This is a genomic window from Corynebacterium sp. NML140438 (assembly GCF_001875725.1).
Classification (GTDB): domain Bacteria; phylum Actinomycetota; class Actinomycetes; order Mycobacteriales; family Mycobacteriaceae; genus Corynebacterium.
Genome location: NZ_MLCQ01000019.1, coordinates 58,213 through 76,739 on the forward strand (window position 1 = coordinate 58,213; position 18,527 = coordinate 76,739).

17 protein-coding genes are annotated in these 18,527 nt (G+C 65.5%); 1 reads left to right on the forward strand and 16 read right to left on the reverse strand.

Annotation, left to right across the window (positions count from 1 at the left end):
* Window positions 1–118 precede the first annotated feature (118 nt).
* The 4 genes from ptsP to BJP08_RS06330 form a co-directional block, all read right to left on the reverse strand.
* Window positions 119–1,810 (reverse strand): phosphoenolpyruvate--protein phosphotransferase, encoded by a 1,692-nt coding sequence (ptsP, locus tag BJP08_RS06315; protein WP_071568808.1) that lies wholly within the window; start codon window positions 1,808–1,810, stop codon window positions 119–121.
* A gap of 33 nt (window positions 1,811–1,843) precedes the next feature.
* Window positions 1,844–2,671, reverse strand: coding sequence for a PRD domain-containing protein (locus BJP08_RS06320; protein ID WP_071568809.1), 828 nt, complete (start codon window positions 2,669–2,671; stop codon window positions 1,844–1,846).
* A 10-nt stretch (window positions 2,672–2,681) separates the two neighbouring features.
* On the reverse strand, window positions 2,682–4,760 hold the full coding sequence (locus tag BJP08_RS06325) for a glucose PTS transporter subunit IIA (protein ID WP_071568810.1): 2,079 nt from the start codon (window positions 4,758–4,760) through the stop codon (window positions 2,682–2,684).
* Window positions 4,761–4,868: 108 nt separating this feature from the next.
* Window positions 4,869–6,038, reverse strand: coding sequence for a glycosyltransferase 87 family protein (locus BJP08_RS06330; RefSeq protein WP_071568811.1), 1,170 nt, complete (start codon window positions 6,036–6,038; stop codon window positions 4,869–4,871).
* A 132-nt stretch (window positions 6,039–6,170) separates the two neighbouring features.
* Here BJP08_RS06330 and BJP08_RS06335 point away from each other — a divergent pair, with 132 nt between their 5' ends.
* Window positions 6,171–6,653: an NINE protein gene (locus tag BJP08_RS06335; RefSeq protein WP_071568812.1), complete on the forward strand. Its 483-nt coding sequence runs from the start codon at window positions 6,171–6,173 to the stop codon at window positions 6,651–6,653.
* 301 nt (window positions 6,654–6,954) lie between these two features.
* Here the strand turns inward: BJP08_RS06335 and lysS are convergent, their stop codons facing one another.
* Genes lysS through ftsH form a run of 12 tightly spaced genes read right to left on the reverse strand, consistent with a single transcriptional unit; the run spans window position 6,955 to window position 18,520 of the window.
* Window positions 6,955–8,505, reverse strand: a complete 1,551-nt coding sequence (lysS, locus tag BJP08_RS06340) for a lysine--tRNA ligase (protein ID WP_071568813.1) — start codon at window positions 8,503–8,505, stop codon at window positions 6,955–6,957.
* Window positions 8,506–8,530: 25 nt separating this feature from the next.
* On the reverse strand, window positions 8,531–9,925 hold the full coding sequence (locus BJP08_RS06345) for a DHA2 family efflux MFS transporter permease subunit (RefSeq protein WP_083428445.1): 1,395 nt from the start codon (window positions 9,923–9,925) through the stop codon (window positions 8,531–8,533).
* A gap of 12 nt (window positions 9,926–9,937) precedes the next feature.
* Complete coding sequence (locus BJP08_RS11190; protein WP_083428446.1) at window positions 9,938–11,224, reverse strand: hypothetical protein; 1,287 nt, start codon at window positions 11,222–11,224, stop codon at window positions 9,938–9,940.
* A 44-nt stretch (window positions 11,225–11,268) separates the two neighbouring features.
* The gene (locus tag BJP08_RS06350) at window positions 11,269–12,075 is read right to left on the reverse strand and encodes a pantoate--beta-alanine ligase (RefSeq protein ID WP_071568814.1); all 807 of its coding nucleotides are present in this window, start codon (window positions 12,073–12,075) and stop codon (window positions 11,269–11,271) included.
* Window positions 12,072–12,707, reverse strand: a complete 636-nt coding sequence (locus BJP08_RS06355) for a hypothetical protein (protein ID WP_071568815.1) — start codon at window positions 12,705–12,707, stop codon at window positions 12,072–12,074. The genes BJP08_RS06350 and BJP08_RS06355 overlap by 4 nt, the downstream gene beginning before the upstream one ends.
* On the reverse strand, window positions 12,704–13,492 hold the full coding sequence (locus BJP08_RS11610) for a DUF6779 domain-containing protein (RefSeq protein WP_177221723.1): 789 nt from the start codon (window positions 13,490–13,492) through the stop codon (window positions 12,704–12,706). The genes BJP08_RS06355 and BJP08_RS11610 overlap by 4 nt, the downstream gene beginning before the upstream one ends.
* 10 nt (window positions 13,493–13,502) lie before the next feature.
* Window positions 13,503–13,970: a DUF3180 domain-containing protein gene (locus BJP08_RS06370; RefSeq protein ID WP_071568818.1), complete on the reverse strand. Its 468-nt coding sequence runs from the start codon at window positions 13,968–13,970 to the stop codon at window positions 13,503–13,505.
* Window positions 13,967–14,434 (reverse strand): 2-amino-4-hydroxy-6-hydroxymethyldihydropteridine diphosphokinase, encoded by a 468-nt coding sequence (gene folK, locus BJP08_RS06375; protein WP_071568819.1) that lies wholly within the window; start codon window positions 14,432–14,434, stop codon window positions 13,967–13,969. Before folK ends, BJP08_RS06370 begins: the two co-directional genes overlap by 4 nt.
* Window positions 14,434–14,814: a dihydroneopterin aldolase gene (folB, locus tag BJP08_RS06380; RefSeq protein WP_071568820.1), complete on the reverse strand. Its 381-nt coding sequence runs from the start codon at window positions 14,812–14,814 to the stop codon at window positions 14,434–14,436. Before folB ends, folK begins: the two co-directional genes overlap by 1 nt.
* Window positions 14,807–15,658 (reverse strand): dihydropteroate synthase, encoded by an 852-nt coding sequence (gene folP, locus BJP08_RS06385; protein WP_071568821.1) that lies wholly within the window; start codon window positions 15,656–15,658, stop codon window positions 14,807–14,809. Before folP ends, folB begins: the two co-directional genes overlap by 8 nt.
* Before the next feature lie 2 nt (window positions 15,659–15,660).
* Complete coding sequence (gene folE / locus BJP08_RS06390; protein WP_071568822.1) at window positions 15,661–16,233, reverse strand: GTP cyclohydrolase I FolE; 573 nt, start codon at window positions 16,231–16,233, stop codon at window positions 15,661–15,663.
* Window positions 16,223–18,520 carry an ATP-dependent zinc metalloprotease FtsH gene (gene ftsH / locus BJP08_RS06395; protein WP_071568823.1) on the reverse strand — a complete coding sequence of 766 codons (2,298 nt, stop codon included), beginning with the start codon at window positions 18,518–18,520 and terminating at the stop codon, window positions 16,223–16,225. The genes folE and ftsH overlap by 11 nt, the downstream gene beginning before the upstream one ends.
* Between the last annotated feature and the right edge of the window lie 7 nt (window positions 18,521–18,527).

Consider the following 18,527-nt stretch of genomic DNA (forward strand, 5'->3'; position numbering starts at 1 on the left):
TCGTCCCGCCGAGGGCGTCATTTCATGGCTTCAGGGGCCATCGCACCAGCTCAGACCGGATGTTCGCTCGTAGCGAACAGAGGCTTTTCGACGCCTTCTCCGGCCCCAACCGGGCAGTTTAGAGCAAGTCGCGCAGCACCGGATCCGCGATCTTGAGCACGTTCTCGCGTGCCTCCTTCGCAGTCGGGGCGTCGACGGCAAAGTTGGCCATCTGGCGACAAGTGTCGCGGTCGTGCAGGCGCAGTGCGGCGCGCACCGCGTTCACCTTGCCCGGCGCCATGGACAGGGAGCTCACGCCCAGGCCGACGAGGACGAGCGCCATGAGTGGGTCGCCGCCTGCCTCGCCGCAGACGCCGATGGACTTGCCGGTGGCTTCGCCGCCGCGGCAGGTCTCGCGGATCATGGCCAGCGTTGCCGGCTGCCACGGAGTGAGCAGCTCTGCGAGCTCGCCCTCCATGCGGTCGGCGGCCATGGTGTACTGCGACAGGTCATTGGTGCCGATGGATGCGAAGTCGGCGATGTCCAGGATGTGGGAGGAGCGGATTGCGGCCGCTGGGGTCTCTACCATCACGCCGACCTTCGGCAGGCCGTGGGCGCGTGCGCGCTCGGTGAACCAGCGGGTCTCCTCTACCGTGGCCACCATTGGGGCCATGACCCACAGCTCGGCCTCCGGGACGGTCTTGTGTGCGGCGGCCAGCGCCTTGAGCTGGTCGTCGAGGAGGTCTTCGCGGGCCATCGACAGGCGCAGGCCACGACGTCCCAGCGCCGGGTTCTCCTCCTCGCCGAGGTCGGCGAAGGATAGCGGCTTGTCGGCGCCGGCGTCCAGGGTGCGCACGACGACGCGGCGGTCACCGAATGCGCGCAACACCTTGGTGTAGGTTTCGGTCTGCTCGTCGACACTCGGGGCGGAGTCGCGATCCAGGAAGAGGAACTCGGTACGGAACAGGCCGGAGCCTTCCAGGTCGTAGCCGGAAGCCTTCGCGGCGTCGTCCGCGGTGCCGATGTTGGCCAGCAGCTTCACGCGGTAGCCGTCGCGGGTGGCACCCTCGCCGGAGGAGCCCGCCAGGGCTGCGGCGCGGCGGCGGGAGCGCTCCTCGAGCTCGGCGACGTCCGACTCGTTCGGAGAGACGATCACTTCACCGACGCCGCCGTCGAGAGCGATCGCTGGGGCGTCGACAAGCGCTTCGCTAATGCCCTTGACCTGCACTGCTGCCGGAATCCCGAGCTGCGCGGCGAGAATCGCCGTGTGCGAGGTCGCACCGCCAGCCTCCGTCACGATGCCGAGGACCAACTCGGGGTCCAGCGTCGCCGTCTCAGCAGGCGCAAGGTCGTTCGCGACGAGCACGGACGGCTCGGTCAGCGCTGGAACGCCCGGCTCCGGCAGCCCGCGCAGGCGCGCGGTGGTGCGGTCGCGGATGTCGTACAGGTCGGTAACGCGCTCAGCCATGTAGCCGCCGAGCTTGCGGAACTTCGCCGCGTAGGCCTCCACCGCGTCGTGGACCGCCTTGGTCACGCCGCTGCCCTTCTTCAGCTCCTTCTTAATGCCGCGCACCAGGCCACGGTCCTTCGCCAAGGCAGCAGTTGCCTCAAGGACAGCCTTGGACGTTTCGGAGTTCGCGTGCGCTGCACGCGCCGTCAGGGACGCGGAGACCTCTTCCAGGACCGCAACGACACGCTCGCCGTCAGCGTCTGGGTCGGTGCATGGTTGTTCGTGCTCGTCGATACCAACGGCGGGTGTAACAACTGCGACCGGGCCAGAGGCGGTACCTGAGGAAACCCCGATCCCATACAAGACGGTGCGGTCAGTCATGAGTGTGTCCTTTCAGCAATCAAGCTAATGGTATTACATTTGATGGTACGCGCTGAGGCGCGCAATGTGCAGAGCAAGGTACGCAATTTCATCTTCTGTCAACGCTGTATCGAAGCGAAGCTCCACAACAGCGGCCACTTTTCGGGCGCACTCAACTTCCCGCGGGTAACTGCGCGTCAACTCACGCGCCAGCGGAGAATTTCCGCGCTCGAGTTGTTTCCCCTGCTCAAGACGAACAAAAAGATAACGAATGTGAGTAATGAACCGGGCCACATTTATCGACGCAGCTTCGAACTCCACCCCAAACTCAGCCGCAATGATCTGCATCATCTGCTGAATGAGCCCCGTCATCCGGTACGTATGCGCCAGATCGCCAGTGTTGAATCCGGCGTTGACCAGGTGCATCGCAAGCGCGGTGGCTTCGGTGGCGGGCAGGGTGGCGTCGAAAAGTTCGTTGATGCGCTCCAGCAGGCGCTCGCCTTGCTCGTACTCTGCTGGGTAAAGGTACTGGACCTCGGCGCGCAGCGGGTACGCGATGTTCTCGCCCCGCGAGGCGCGCTCTAACGCATTAATAATGTGGTCCGTCACCGCGGTGACCAGCGTGATGCCGGGCGTGGCACCAACTGCCTCCAACGCTGCAGTCACCCGGTGGACATCCTCGGCGGGAAAACCAGCGATCATCTCGCCGGAGTGGTCCGGGTCGCGACCATCCGCCGGGACAAATACTCGCTGCACCTTCGACTCGTCGATGAGGTCGCCCTTCTTTGCCCCGAAGGCGACGCCCCGACCGGTCACCACAACGTCCTCAGACCCGCGACGGGCCAGGACGACGTTGTTGTTAAAGATGCGGAGTATTTGCATGCACTCGACCCTACTTGGTTACCCCCAACAGTGGCTGGCCGACCACGGCCTCACCAGTGGCGATATCTTCCACAGCAGCCAGCGACTTGGAGTTGACCACGGTCATAATCACCGTGGTGTCCACGCCGTGACCTGCGATTGCGCCGAAGTCGACGTCCGCAAGGGCGTCGCCGATCTCGACGCGCTGCTTCTTCTCCACGAGCGGGGTGAACCCTTCGCCCTTCAGCTTGACGGTGTCAATACCGATGTGGACGAGAACCTCGACGCCGTCGTCAGTCTTGATGCCGTAGGCGTGGCCCGTCTTCGCGACAGAGATCACCTTGCCGGCAACCGGCGCCACGACCTTCTCGACGCCACCTTCCGGCAACACACCAACCGCCTGGCCGAGCGCACCGGATGCGAACGCGGCGTCCTGGATCTGATCCATCGGGACAACCTTGCCGGCGATCGGCGCGTTGACCTCGCGGGTGTCCGCTGCAGGGGTCGCAGATGCCTCAGCCTCGGCCTCTGCTGCTGCGGCGGCTGGCGCGGCAGCAGCCGCCGGAGTTGCTGCCGCAACTGCCGGAGCTTCCTTCTGCTCCTTTTCTTCCTGTGCCGCGCGTGCGCGAGCCAGGGCTTCTTCACGCTCTTCCGGGGTGCGGTAATCGGTGAAGTAGATGACGAAGAAGGAGGTAAAGAACGCAACCGCAATCGCGATGACGTAGACCCAGATTGGGCTGAAGACCACGGTGGTCAGCAGCGAGGTGAACACGAACGCGTTGGTCTGCACACCACCGAACGGGGTGCCCAGGATAGCGATGGTCAGGCCACCGGTGAAGCAACCCACCAGCATGCGCGGGTAGATCCTCTTGTAGCGCAGGTGGATGCCGTAGAGGGACGGTTCCGAAATACCACCGAACAGACCAGCTGCCAGCGCCGAACCGGAGGTCTGGCGCATGACCGGGTCCTTATCGCGCAGAGAGAGCGCGAACACAGCCGCGGTTGCACCGAAGCAGGCGAAGTTCCAAGCACCCATTGGGCCCTGGATGAAGTCGTAGCCCAGGGTCTGGATGTTGACCAGCATGAGGGCGTTGAGTGGCCAGTGCAGGCCGAGCGGAACCAGGAACGGGTACAGCATCGGAATCAGGATGGCGAACACGAACGGCGCGTTGCCGTTCAGCCACGCCAGGCCAACACCAATCCATGCGCCGAGCGCGTAGCCGAGCGGGCCAATCACGATCGCGGTGACCGGGATCATCACCAGCAGGGTGAGGAACGGCACGAACACCATGTGGACCGCGGACGGAATAATCTTCTGGAAACCCTTGTACACCAGGGCCGCCACGACCGCCATGATCAGCGGCACAAACACGTTGCCGCCGTAGTCAGGCAGCACCATCGGCAAGCCCATCACGGTCACGCGGCTGACCTCAGTGCCGAGCAGGTTGTTGACCTCAGTCACGGCATCCGGGTGGTCCGCCAGCCCCATGAACTCAGGGGTGAACAGCGCCAAGATGACGGCGGCAGGCACCCACGGCTCAATGTTGAGCTTCTTGCCCGCGTTGTACGCAACCATCACCGGCAGGAAGTAGAACACCGAGCGCCACATCGCGTCGACGAACTGCCAACCCGGAGTCTTGACCTCCGCACGGAAGTCAACAAATCCCAGGGCGTCCATCACTGCAGCAAACGCAATAATTAACGACGCCCCAAGCAACACACCCAGAATCGGCCTAAAGGAATCCGAGAGGTACTCGAAGAACGCGTCCATCCACGGCACCTTGCCCTGCGCTTTCGCGCGCTGGGCCGCCTTCACGTCATCGTTGCTTTGGCTGCCACGCGACTGCATCTCAGGCAGGTTGTTCATCGCGTTGTACACCGTCGCGACGTCCCCGCCAACAATCACCTGGTAGTGCGACCCGCCCTGCGGCACCGCACCCATCACCTTCGGGTTCGCCTCAAGACGCTCCTTGTCAGCCAGGGAGGCGTCGTTGAGCTCAAAACGCAAACGGGTCGCGCAGTGCGTAAAGGACGCAATGTTGTCCGCACCGCCAATCCCCGCAAGGATATCCGCCGCCTGCTCCTGCAAGCCGGCCTGCTTGGTTGCCATGTTCACTCCTTTTCTTCAAAGAACCAGGGATGAAAAAAGACCCGGGACGCGAAAACGCCCCAGGTCTTGCCCCGCCGAACCCGGCAGGTAACAACCCTGTGGTTGGTATTACGTTCCACTATATGCCGGAACGTTTTGGTGTGCAATAAGCTTGCTCTCAGCTGGGAACCAACGCTCCAGCAGCAGCGCTGCCCACATCGCCAGCGACGCCAACCCGATCAAGTTGCCCATGTACCAAAGGGGCGTCGAGAAGCTGTAGGCATCAACCTCCGGGTAGAGCTGATACGACGGCACAAACAGCACCGCGACGTAGAGCACGTGCGCGAGCTTCCACACCGACGGCACCGCCGCGAAAATGAGCGGGACCGCCAACATCACGCAGGAGAAGTGGTGCGACACCGCGTAGGGTCCCCCCACGCTGATACCCAGCGCGACGAAGAACAGCGCATGCACGTCCAACCCCCGGCGCAGCAGGTACCACGCACCCAAGCCCGTGAGCAGCGCGAACACCAAGAAGATGACGCCGGTCGGGGCCTCCAGCCCCGCACGCGCGAACAGGCCGGACAGCGCCTGGTTCGGCGGGTACATCGCGTTGCCGCCGCGGTCGGTGTTGAAGAACTCGTCGGTGAAGTAGTACCAGGTCTCCGCCGGACGCATCAGCACACCAATCAGAATCGTGCCCACGAACGTCCCGGCCGCACGCGCCACCGACGCCCAATCTTTCTTCACCAAGAACAAAATCGCGAACGCCGCCGGCGTGATCTTAATCCCAGCCGCAATCCCCACACCGACACCGCGCAACTGCCGCGGCAACAAGCCCAGCACATCCACCACGACCAGCGCGAACAAAAACACGTTAATCTGGCCGAAGAAGAAATTCGCCTGCAGCGGATCAATCGCCAAGGACCACGCAATCACCCCCACCAGCACCAGCGGCGTGACCTTCACGTCTAGCTTGCGCAGCGCCAACCACGAAATGAGCGCCACGCACGCCATCGTCGCCAACGTCCACACCACGTCCATCACTGGCTCAGGCATCCACGTCAGCGGCACAAACAGTAAGGCCGCGAACGGCGGGTAGATGAAGCGGAACCCGCTGCGCGTCGGGAAATCGTCATACAGGTCGGCGCCGCTGGTCAGGGCGTTGCCGGCGTCGCGAAACACGCCGACGTCCAGCAACTCACCGCGCGCCGCACTGCCAAAGACCTCACTGAGCCCACTCGCAGCCGCGAGCACACCAACGAGCACCCACACCCACAACGAAACCTGCTTCACCATCGCATCGCCTTACGCCCATCACTGCTGACTAACTTTGCTGCCTAACTCTGCGCATCATACCGATACACAGGGACACGAATGAACTACACTACGGAATAATCCTTTCCCGACTGCTTTGAATAGAGGAAGCACATGAACAACCAGCAGCCCATGTACGACAAAGATGGCCTCCCAATCTCGCAACCAACCAGCCAATTCCAGGGGTTCGGGCAGTACGGGCAATTCGGGCAGGCTGGGCAGTTCGGGCAGGGATCACCGTACGGGCAACCGCAGATGCAGCAGTTCGCACCTGCACAAACGCCCCAAATGCAGCAGATGCAGATGGCCTACGGGCGCGCCGTGCCCCAAAAGAACAAGTTCCTCGCGGCGGCGTTGTTCTTCTTCCTGGGGTCGTTTGGTATCGGCAACTTCTACCTTGGGCAGAACGTCCGCGGCGTCACCAAAGTGGGGCTCTTCCTGACCGGCAGCCTCTTCAGCCTGATCCCGTTCGTCGGCTGGATCGTTTCCACCCCGATCTTCCTCGCACTATGGGTGTGGTGCGTCATCGAGATGATCATGGTCCTCGTCGGCGGCGGAGGCTACGACACCGACGCCAATGGAATCCCACTGAAGTAAAACTTCAGGCGGTTGTCCTCAGCTCCGTGGCTGAGGACCTGTGTTTGGGTCAACCCCCATCAACACGGGTCGCACATTCTTATGGTCCTCTGTATTCAAGGCACGAGAAGAAGTTCCCACGCTCGGGAACTTCTTTGCGTTTGAGGCCGGTTCTGGTCGCCCGGCACTCGCGTTTCTCCAGGTCGCGACGGCTGTCAACGAAGAAAGTTCCCGCTATTCCTGAAATCGCGGGAACTTTTTCTGAGGGGAAGTGCGAGAGGGGGCCGAGGGCCCGGCAGGGCTCAACGACAAGAAACCAGCCCTACGCCTCCGGCTTCACCAGTGGGAAGAGGACGGTTTCGCGGATGCCGAGGCCGGTCAGGGCCATCAGCAGGCGGTCGATGCCCATGCCGCAGCCGGCGGTTGGTGGCATGCCCTGTTCCATGGCGGCGAGGAAGTCCTCGTCGAGGACCATGGCTTCGTCGTCGCCGTGTGCGGCGAGGCGGGCTTGGTCTTCGAAGCGTTCGCGCTGGATGACGGGGTCGACAAGTTCGGAGTAGCCGGTGGCCAGCTCGAAGCCGCGGACGTAGAGGTCGAACTTCTCGGTGACGCCGGGCAGCTCGCGGTGGTCGCGGGTCAGTGGGGACGTCTCGACTGGGAAGTTGATCACGAATGTTGGTTCGTAGAGCTGGTCGGAGCAGAGGTGCTCCCAGATCTCCTCGACGAGCTTGCCGTGTAGCCAGCCCTCATCCTTCGGCACTTTCAGGCCGATGACGTCGGCGATGCCCTTGAGTTCCTCCACGGAGGATTCGATGGTGACTTCCGGCTGGCCTGGGAATTTCTCCTGCAGCGCCTCGTTGAGGGAGGGGTACATCTCCATGACTTTCCACTCGCCGCCGAGGTCGTACTCGGTGCCGTCGGCGAGGGTGACGGTGGTGGAGCCGAAGACTTCCTTGGCGCAGAACTGCACGAGTTCCTGCATGGTCTTCGCGCCGTCCTTGTAGGTGCCCCATGCTTGGTAGGTTTCGAGCATGGTGAACTCTGGCGAGTGGGAGGAGTCGACGCCCTCGTTGCGGAAGTTGCGGTTGAGCTCGAAGACGCGGTCGATGCCGCCGACGACGCACCGCTTGAGGTAGAGCTCTGGCGCGATGCGCAGGTAGAGGTCCATATCGAGCGCGTTAGAGCGGGTAATGAACGGGCGGGCCGCGGCGCCGCCGTGCAAGGTCTGCAGCATCGGCGTTTCGACCTCGACGAAGTCGTGGCCGGTGAGGAACTTACGCACAGCGGCGATGACCTTGATGCGGGTCATGGCGTTCTTGCGGGCGTCCTCGCGCATGATGAGGTCGGTGTAGCGGTGGCGGACGCGCTGCTCCTCGTTCATGTCGGCAAACGCGACTGGAAGTGGGCGCAGTGCCTTGGACGCCATGTGCCAGGACTGGGCCTGGACGGAGAGCTCGCCGCGGCGGGAAGCGATGACGCGGCCGCGGACGGAGACGATGTCGCCGAGGTCGGTGTCGGCCTTCCAGGACGCGAGTGCCTCCTCCCCTACCTCCGCGAGGGAAAGCATGACCTGCAGCTGGGTGCCGTCGCCCTCTTGGAGGGTGGCGAAGCACAGCTTGCCGGTGTTGCGCTGGAACATAATGCGGCCCGCGACGGCGACGACGTCCTGGGTTTCTTCGCCCGGCGCGAGGTTGAACTGGCCGTCGCCCTCACCTTCGGGCACGGCGCGGTACTTCTGGCGCAGCTCGTACAAGGAGGTTGTGCGGTCGACGACGACTGGGTAGGCGTCGCGGCCTTCGGCGAGAAGCTTTTCGCGCTTCGCACGACGGAACTGTTGCTGTTCGGAGAGGTCCTGCGTTGTTTGATTCTTCACGCTGACTTAGCCTAGTCGGTTGGGGTTAGCCTCGGTCAATTAGTCGTGTGTTCGGCTTGGCTCCCACGAAGCACACCGCCGCAACGACGAGTAGCATGCCGACGCCACCAACGATGAAGGCGCGCGCCGTCCCGTCGGAGGCACTGCCGGTGGCCTGTGTGCCCATCGTCATCGTGGCGATGAATACCGCGGTGCCGGCCGCTCCACCGAGCTGCTGCAGCGTGTTGAGCGCCGCGGACCCGTGGGCGTAGAGCTGCGACGGCAGCGAGGACAACGACACGGTCATCAGCGGGGTCATGATCATGGACATCGCTACGTTGACCAGGATCAGCACGGCGACGAGCTGCCACTGCGGGGTGTCGTCGGCGAGGATCATGACCAGGATCCACTGGGAGGCCAGCATCAGCACGGCACCCGGGATGGTCAAGGGCCGGGGCCCGTACGCGTCGTAGCAGCGCCCCGCGATTGGGGACGCGATGCCCTGCGCGATGCCGCCGGGCAGCAGGATCAGGCCGGTGGCCACCGTGGAAATCCCCAGTCCGACCTGCATGTAGACGGGCAGGATGTTCACGGTGCCCAGCAGGATGCCGAAGGCGATGAACACACCCACGACGGAGAACGCGAAGTTGCGATGGGTAAAGACGCTGAGGTCAAGCAGTGCGCGCCCGGTTGGCGCCAGGCGCAGCTGCCTGCGCACGAACAGCGCGAGAAAGACTGCGCCGATGACCAGAGCCACAAGAGGGTTCCAGGAGGCGCCGGTGAGCAGGGAGGTGATCGTCGATAAGCCGTAGACAAGGCCGCCGAACGCGAGTGCTGAAAGGAGTACCGACAGGATGTCGAGTGGGGCGTCGTGGCGCTCGCCGACGTTCGGGAGGGCGAACACCGCGAGCAGCACCGCGGCGGCGGGGACCGGCACCATCACCCAGAAGATGTGGTGCCAGGTAAACGCGCCGAGCACGAAGCCGGCGAGCGTTGGTCCGAGGGCGGGCGCGACCGACATCACCACCGCGTTGAGCCCCATCACCGTGCCGCGGCGCTGCGGAGCGACCACCGTGACGGTGACCGTCATGAGCAGTGGCAACATCGCCGCCGTGCCGAGCGCCTGCACCACGCGCGCGGCGAGCAACACCGCGAACGAGGGCGCGGTGGCCGCCATGACACAGCCGACGATGAATAACGCCATCGAGGCAAAGTAGACGGTGCGGGTGCTCAGGCGTTGGATGACGAAGCCGGAGGCCGGGATCGCAACGGACATAGTCAGCAGGAAGCCGGTCATCAGCCACTGGGCCGTATCGGCGGGAACGCCGAAATCCGCCATAATTGCGGGCAGGGCAACAGCGACGGTGGTCTCGTTGAAGATCATCATCATCGCAGAGACCACCAGCACTCCAATAAGCAGTACTGGGTTCGTTGATTTCATAGCCCGCTAAGGCTACTCCTCGTCAGCAACTGGGGCACAGAGAGGCAGGTCGAGGCGCTGCGCCTCGGCGTCGTCGCCGTTGATGACAATCATGTACTCGCGCTCGGTGCGCGGGGTCAGCACGAAGGCTGGCGGGGTGGCGTCGGGAAGCTGGTAGTCGTAGATGAGGCACTCGCCGGAGCCCAGCACGACGGCTTCCTTCGGGTCCGGCAGGACGCGATCGAGCGCATCAGAGGACACATACTTTGCGACGGAAACCCCCAACGTCTCATCCGAGCACCTAATCTTGCCTTCCTGGCCCTCGTCCGGGGTCGCGGACTCGCAGATCAGGCCGTGCCAGCCCTTCTGCCCGGCCTTGTCGGACACGATGCCGGGGTAGGTCTCGGCGATCTCGGCTTCGACGCCGACCCATTCCTCACCGCGGTGCTCCATCCAATACCAGATAGCGCCCGCAGCGATGAGCAGCAACGCCACGATGGCTGCGATCCACGGCCAGAGCTTGAACTTCTTCTCGTCTTCCGGGCGGACGTACTCGCCAGTCGGCCCATATGGGTAGGGCTGCGGTGGTTGACGGTAGCCGTCGGTAGCGCCCGGCGCGACCGGGGATACCTCAGACTCGTTGACTGGTTCGCCGGCGACGGCGTTGAGGTAGCCGACGCAGCCGGTGGCGGCCTTCGCGGCGTTTTCATCGACGTCGAGGCCGGTCATGGAGTTAAAGAGCTCGATAAAGCTTGCGACGTTCGCCGCGTGCTGCTCCTCCGCGTGCTCGGAGGCGGTGACCGTCGGACCGACCAACGTGAGCTTGACGGGGACGCTCGACCAGGCTGGCTGCACGAGCATCCGGGAGGCGTCCACGGAGCGAGCGACGAACGCGCCGAGGCCCTGGGCGTCGTAGTCGTCGATGGCTTCCGCCACGCCGATGAGCAGTTCGCGGGCCTCGGCGGGGGTGAACACGCCGCCGTCGGCGTGCTTGTCGGCGATCAGGCGGGCCAGCGAGGCGCCGGTGGGGGCCTCGCGGAGCACATAGAGGTGGCCGTCGTCGGTGTAGCCGGCGCTACGTGGCTGGAATGCACCCGGGTGGTTCGAAGCGGCAAGCGCCCGGTTCAGGCCGACGATATCGCGGCGTTGGTCCTCGGGCTGGGCGGCGTCGAAAAGCTCGACTTCGACGGCCTGGCCTGCATCATTGCTGGCGACGAAGAGCTGTGAGTCTTCGGTGCGTCCTGTGGCTTGGACTTGTTCCGGGGTGAAGTCCATGCCGAAGCGCTCGTTCAGGATTCCAGCAATCAGGTCTATAGGCATGCCAAAGAGTGTAGCGAATAACTCGCCGTTCCTCCGTATCAGTCCTAGTCCTCGATGTGTTTGAAGCCGATGCCGAGCGGCAGACCCACGTTGTCGTGGAGGCGTACCGTGCCGCCGTCGGTGGCGGGCAGGTCGATGGCGGCGAGCAGGCGGGCGTCGCCCTGGGCAGGGGCCTCGCGCATGGCCAGATCGCGCACGGCAAGGTAGGCGGGAGCGACCCCTGCGGCTTCGAGCACGCCACGCACGGTGTCCAGGACGGTCTCGGCGCCGTGCTCGGCGGCGTGTGCCCCGGCGGTCAGGGCAGCGGACAGGGCCAGCGCCTGGTCGTGGGCGTCTTCGGCGACGCGCTCGTTGCGCAGCGAGAGCGCCAGCCCGTTCGGCATGCGCACGGTGGGCACGCTGTGCAGCTTCACCTCCATGCGCAGGCCAGCCACGGCCAGCTGCGTGGCCACGAGCAGTTCGAAGTCCTTCTCCCCCATGACCAGGTCGGTGGCGTGGGTGGCGTTGAGCACCGCGAGGATGCGGGCGACGTCGCGCGCCATGGCATCGGCGTCGTCGAGGTGCTCCATCCCTGTGTGTACGGAAATGGCGGTGCGCAGCTCGCCGTGGAAGACCACGTCGACGCCCTCGTTGCGGAAGGTCTCTGGTACTTCCTCGCCCGAATAGGTGACGAACACGTACGCGCCGAGCAGCGACTTCGCCGCCCGGATCAGCTCGATGTGCCCGGCGTGGACGTCGGCACCCAGCGGCACGACCGCAATCGTCTTGCCAATCTTGCGGAACGCTCGCCCGTAGGTGGCCAGCAGCTGCTCGTCACGCACGACAACCGCGTTGCCAGGTTCAAAGGTCACAGGTCTTCCTCTCGTTGCTGCGCCGCGCGGCGCTCCAATACTTCTACTAATCGACGCACCCCTTCTCCCCCAACCGGCTCTCGGTCGAGCGGGCGCAGCGGCGGCAGCTCGGCGCCGTCGAAGGCGTCAGCGACCGCCTCGAAGTTGGGATTGGCCTGCCGCAACAGCCGAAGCGCGTCTTCCTGGACGACGCGCTGCAAGGCGCGCAGATGCTGGGCGGTGGCCACCAGTGGGCGGTCCGCATCCGTGATCGGCATGGCGACCTGCCCGAGCTCCCCGAGCACCAGCGCGATCACGGTCTCCCCCAGCTCGTCGGCAGCGGAAGTAACCCACACGTTGTCCACGATGTTGTGCGCGCACATGACGACGGCCCCTGCGACCTCCACCTCGTCGAGGAGTTGGGCGCCGTGGTCCAGGTTGGTGTGCCAGAACATTTGCTTCGGGCGCACGAACGGCGCACACTCGGCGGCGGCGCGTTCGATGAAGTCAGCGGAGCCCTCGAGGAGTACCAGGTCGGCGGGGGCGATGTCCGCGGCCACGCGCGGGTACGTCACGCGGTGCCCGGCGCGCGCAAGCTGCTCACTGAGCGCGCTGGGGCCGCGCCAGGCGGCGATGGTCAGCGTTGGGCTCATTTGTTACGACGCGCCAGCAACTCGGCGACGGAAACAGCGTTCTGGCCCGCCGCGTCACGGCGGCGGCGTCCCCCGGCGCGCGGTTCCGGCTCGGGTGGGGTCTCCACGGCTTGGATGACTTCGGTGGGCTGCTCGTGGCGGCCGTGCTCAGCCTCAGGTTCAGGAGCCGGTTCCGGTTCTGGTTCTGGCTCAGGAACCGGTTCAGGCTCAGGCGCTGGCTCCGGCTCTGGTTGCTTGGCTTCCTGCTTCGCCTGGTGCTCGCTGATCAGAGCCGTCAACGGGTTTTGCGTCTCCCGGCTCGGCTGGCTGCCGATGCGCCCGGCGATCGCGTCGGAGGACGGCGCCCCGGCTGGGCGGTCGTCGGACGGCTCGTAAGTCGGCTGGGTGAAGGACTCGATCTCCTGGATCCGGCGCGCCGCGGCGTGCACGGCGGCGGGCTCGTACTCGAAGACGTGCCCGCTCATCTCCTCAATCGTGGAGCGCAAAGAACGCAGCTCCTCCTGGATGTCGTGCAGCAGTTCCTCGGAGGGGGCGTCGACACCCGAGGGTGCGCCAGCGCGGGCAGCCTCGAGCTCGGCGGCGAACGTCTTCTCCCGCTCCTCCTGCAGGCGCGTGGCCTCCTCGTTGTCGCGGCGCAGGCGGTAGATCACGATGAGGCCCGCGACGGCCGCCCACAGCGCCAGGATCAGCGAAAGCTTGAGTATGTTCGCGGAGTTGGTAAACAACATCACCACTGTGCCTGCAAGCGCAGCCACAAATGGAACAATCACCCAAGTATTTTTCATGCCCACTACCTTAGCTAACCTGTTCTCCACTTGAGGGTGGCGACACCTCACACACCCGTTCCAGCACCACACCGGCCACTGCCAGCGTGATACCGCCCAGCGCTCCGGACGCCAAGGGCGGCACGTCGTGCGTCGCCGCCGCCAGTACGTGCAGCCGCGGAAGCACGAAGAGCAGGCACCCCGCGTACAGTCCACCGCTGACCGCCCCTGTCCACGTACAGGCTTTGCCGAACAGCATGAAGTTCGCCGCCATCATCGGGTTGAGCTGGCTGCGGTCCAAACCAACTTTGCCCTCCTCGCGGCGCTTGCGCACCATAAACGCAACGTAGAAGCAGACCGCGGCCACGATCCAGAGGCTCAGCGGCACCACCATGTTCAGCGACTCAAGCAGGCCGAACAGGCGACGCACGACGATGAACGCCGCGGCAGTACAGAACCCGAACGCGGCGACAACCCCGGCCAGCGGCGTGCGTTTCACAGCTTGCGCACCCCCTGCGGATCCAGCTCAGCGAGCAGCTCACGCACCGGGCGGCCGTGCAGGGAGGCGTCCGGGTCGATTTCCAGCCAGGGAACCAGCACGAACTCGCGCAGGTGCGCGCGCGGGTGCGGCACCGTCAGCTCAGGGTCGTCGCTGGTGTAGCCCTCGATGTCGACAATGTCTACGTCCAGGGTGCGCGGCCCCCAGCGCACGTCGCGGGTGCGGTTCGCCTCCTGCTCAAGGCGCTGGCAGCGCTCGAGGAGGGCACGTGGAGCGTTCGGGCCGGAGGGGGCGTCGATAAGGAAGCTCTGGTTAAGAAAGTCCGGCTGCTCCACCCCACCCCAGGGCGCGGTGGCATAGATCGAGCTTGCTGCCAGGAGTTCTGCGTCAAACTCTTCGGCAACCGCCGCAAGGTGGGCGCGCGAGGCCCCCACGTTCGAACCTGCCGAAATCACCGCGCGCATCAGCGGGCCCCCATCCGCTTGCGGGAGCGGCGCGCCACCACGGCGACGTCCTCGAATGGCAGCGGGATCGGCGCGTGTGGCTTGTGCAGCGTGACCTCCACCGCGTGCAGAATATCGAAGCGCTCCATAGCGGCCTCCGCGATCTCGGTCGCGACCGTCTCAATGAGCTGACGCGGCGTGCCCGAGGCGATGTCGCTGGCCAGCTGGGCCAGCTCCGCGTAGTTCATCGTCTGGGTCAGGTCGTCAGAAGCGGCGGCGCCGGCGAAGTCGAGCCAGCAGGTGATGTCCAAAAGGAAGCGCTGCCCGTGCTCGCGCTCGTGCGGCAGCACGCCGTGGTGCGCGTAGACGGACAGGCCTTTGAGTTCAATGCGGTCAGCCAAGGTTGCCCGCCTTCCACGCGGCGGCGACGTCCACGGCGTCGCGGGAAACGGCCACCTCGTGCACGCGCACGCACCAGGCGCCCGCCTGGGCGCACAGGGCGGTGACGGCGGCGGTGGCTGGGTCCGCATCGACCGGGCCGTGCTCGAGTCCGCGGGCGGCGCGCACCCCGGTGAGGAAGCGCTTACGGCTGGCCCCCACCAGCAGCGGGTAGCCGCAGTCCATGAGCGCTGGCAGGGCCTGGAGCAGCTGCCAGTTCTCCTGCGGGGTCTTGGCAAAGCCGAGGCCCGGGTCCAGCGTGATCTGCTCCGGCCGCACCCCGGCCGCCGTAGCGTTGGCGACCAGCTCCTCGAAGACGCCGAGCACGTCGGCCACCACGTCCCCGCCGTGGTCGGCGGCGCCGGAGGCGTTCACAAACTGCTGGGCACGCCAGTGCATGAGGCACACCGGCAGGTCCGTGCGCGCCATCATGGCGTACATGTCCGGGTCCGCGAGCCCGCCGGAAACGTCGTTGATGAGGTCCACGCCCGCCTCGGCGGCGGCCTCCGCGGTGGCCGCGCGCATCGTATCCACGGAAGTCCGAATGCCGTCCTCGTGCAGCGCCCGGATCACCGGGACCACGCGCGCCGCTTCAACCTCGGCGGGCACGCGCGTCGCGCCCGGCCTCGTCGACTCCGCGCCGACGTCAATGATGTCCGCGCCCAGGCGGACCAGCTCGTGGGCGTGCGAGAGGGCGTCGTCAACTGCGAGCCACTTCCCGCCATCCGAGAAGGAGTCCTCCGTGACATTGACGATGCCCATCACCGTCGTGCGCCCCGGCGCAGTGAGGTCTTGCACACTAACCATACCTAGCTCCTTATCAGGCTCAGGACCTCGGCGCGGGAGGCGGCGTTCTTCTGGAAGCCACCGCGCACCGCGGAGGTCGTCGTCACGGCACCAGGCTTGCGGATGCCCCGCATCGCCATGCACAGGTGCTCACATTCCAGCACCACAATCACGGCGGAAGCCCCCAGCTTCTCGACGATCGCGTCCGCAATCTGCGCCGTCAACCGCTCCTGCACCTGTGGCCGCTTCGCGTACAAATCGGCCAGGCGGGCCAGCTTCGACAGCCCAGTGACCTTGCCCTCCTTGCCCGGGATGTAGCCGACGTGCGCCTTGCCAAAGAACGGCACCAGGTGGTGCTCGCACGTGGAGTACACCGGGATGTCGCGCACGAGCACGAGTTCGCGGTAGTCCTCCGCGAACGTCTTCTCGAGTACCTCGGTCGGGTCCTGGTGCAGCCCCGCGAACACTTCCTCGTACGCCTTCGCGACCCGCGCCGGGGTTTCCCTCAGCCCCTCACGGTCTGGGTCCTCGCCGACGGCGATGAGGAGTTCGCGCACCGCGGCTTCGGCGCGGGCGCGGTCGAACTTACTGGTCATCCTCGTTGCTCCTGTGTCGTGGCAGCTGCTGGGTTTCTTCCTCGGACGGGTGGTCGGGCCGCTCGTGCTCCGGCAGGCGGAACCCGATCTCCTCGTCCGGGCGGTAGTTGTCCATGCCCGGGTGCGTATCCGGCTCAGGCTTCGGCGCAGGCTCAGGCGCTGGCGCGGGCTCAGGTTTCGCCTTCGGCGCGCCCGGGTACGTCCAGTCGCTCGGCGGCTTCGGCCCGCCGTAGGTCGGGGTACCTCCCGCAGGCGGCGGTGGCAGCGGAGCGCCGTGCTCCTTCTCCCGTTCTTTTCGACGCCGCTCCCGCGTCTCACGCGACGCCTCAAGGATGGAGAAGCGCTTCGGTGGCTCCTCGCCACGCTCTTCGGCCAGCTCAACCGGAGTCTTGACGGGCTCGCGGCCGATCTGGCGGCCGAAGCGGATGTCGTAGGCCGGCAGCTCCGGACGGTGCGGCTCCACGCCTTCGAGGAGTGCTTCGAGGTCCTGGCGGCGCAGCGTTTCCTTCTCCAGCAGCTTGGACACCATGGTGTCGAGCTGGTCGCGGTACTGCTCCAGGATGCCGTAGGCGGTGGCGTGGGCGGCGTCGATAAGCCTGTGGACCTCCCTATCGATCGTGGCCGCAACCTCCGGCGAGGACTCCATCTTGGCGCCCGCCCCCATACCGGAGAAGGCGTCGCCCTGCGCCTGGCCGTACTTCACCGTGCCCAGCGCCGAGGTCATGCCGTACTCGGTGACCATCGCGCGCGCAATCTTGGTGGCCTGCTCGATGTCGTTGGAGGCACCCGTGGTCGGCTCGCCGAAGACGAGCTCCTCCGCGGAGCGCCCGCCCATGGCGAAGACGAGCTGGGCGAAGAGCTCGTCGCGGTTGTACATGCCTTTGTCGTCCTCGTCGGCCGTCATGGCGAACCCGCCGGTGCGGCCGCGGGCGAGGATGGTGACCTTGTAGACGCGCTCGATGTCTTTGAGCGCCCACGCCGAGAGCGTGTGCCCACCCTCGTGGTAGGCGGTGACCTTCTTCTCCTTCTCCGAAATCACCTTCGAGGAGCGGCGCGGCCCGCCGATCACGCGGTCCGTGGCCTCCTCCAGCGCGTCCGGGGTGATCACGTTGCCGCCGATGCGGGCGGTGAGCAACGCGGCCTCGTTGAGCACGTTGGCCAGGTCCGCACCGCTCATACCGGCGGTGCGCTTCGCCAGCGCATCCAGGTCGACGTCCTTGGACAACGGCTTGCCCTTCGCGTGCACCTTCAGAATCTGGGCGCGGCCCGCGATGTCCGGGTTGGTCACCGGGATCTGGCGGTCGAAGCGGCCCGGGCGCAGCAGCGCCGGGTCCAGGATGTCCGGGCGGTTCGTCGCCGCGATCAGGATGATGCCCTCGCGGTCGCCGAAGCCGTCCATCTCCACCAGCAACTGGTTGAGGGTTTGCTCGCGCTCGTCGTGGCCGCCGCCCATACCGGAGCCGCGCTGACGGCCGACAGCGTCGATCTCGTCGATAAAGATGATGCAGGGCGAGTTCTCCCTCGCCTGCTTAAACAGGTCGCGCACGCGCGAGGCGCCCACGCCGACGAACATCTCGACGAAGTCGGAGCCGGAGATGGTGTAGAACGGCACCCCGGCCTCACCCGCAACCGCGCGGGCGAGCAGCGTCTTACCCGTGCCGGGCGGACCGTACAGCAGTACGCCGCGCGGAATCTTCGCGCCGAGCGACTCGTAAATCTTCGGGTCGATGAGGAAGTCCACGACCTCCTGCAGCTCATCGACAGCCTCATCCGCACCAGCGACGTCCGCGAACGTGTTCGTCGGATTGTCCTTCGACAGCTGCTTCGCCTTCGACGAGCCAATCCCGAACATGCCGCCGCCGGCCTGCATGCGGTACATGAAGAAGAACAGCAGACCGAAGATCAGCACCATCGGCAGCATGAAGCCGAGCATCGACATCAGGAAGGACTCCTGCGTCACGTTCGTCTTGTACTTGTCAGGGGCGGCTTCCTTCACCGCGCCAAAAATCTCCGGCGTGGTACGCGCCGGGTACTGCGCGCTGATCTGCTCGACGCCCTCGCGCTCGTCAACCTTGATCGGCTCCCGCAGGTCAATGCGGACGCGCTGCTCGCGGTCGTCGATCTGAACTTCCTTGGCGTTCTTGTTCTGCAGCTGCTCCATCGCGATCGACGTATCCACCCGCTGGTAGCCGCGGGTGTCATCCCCGATGAGGGTGAGCAGGTACAAAACAATAAGCACGGTGGCGCCAATCAGGCCCCACCGCAACACGTTTTTATTCTTGGTCATACAGCTC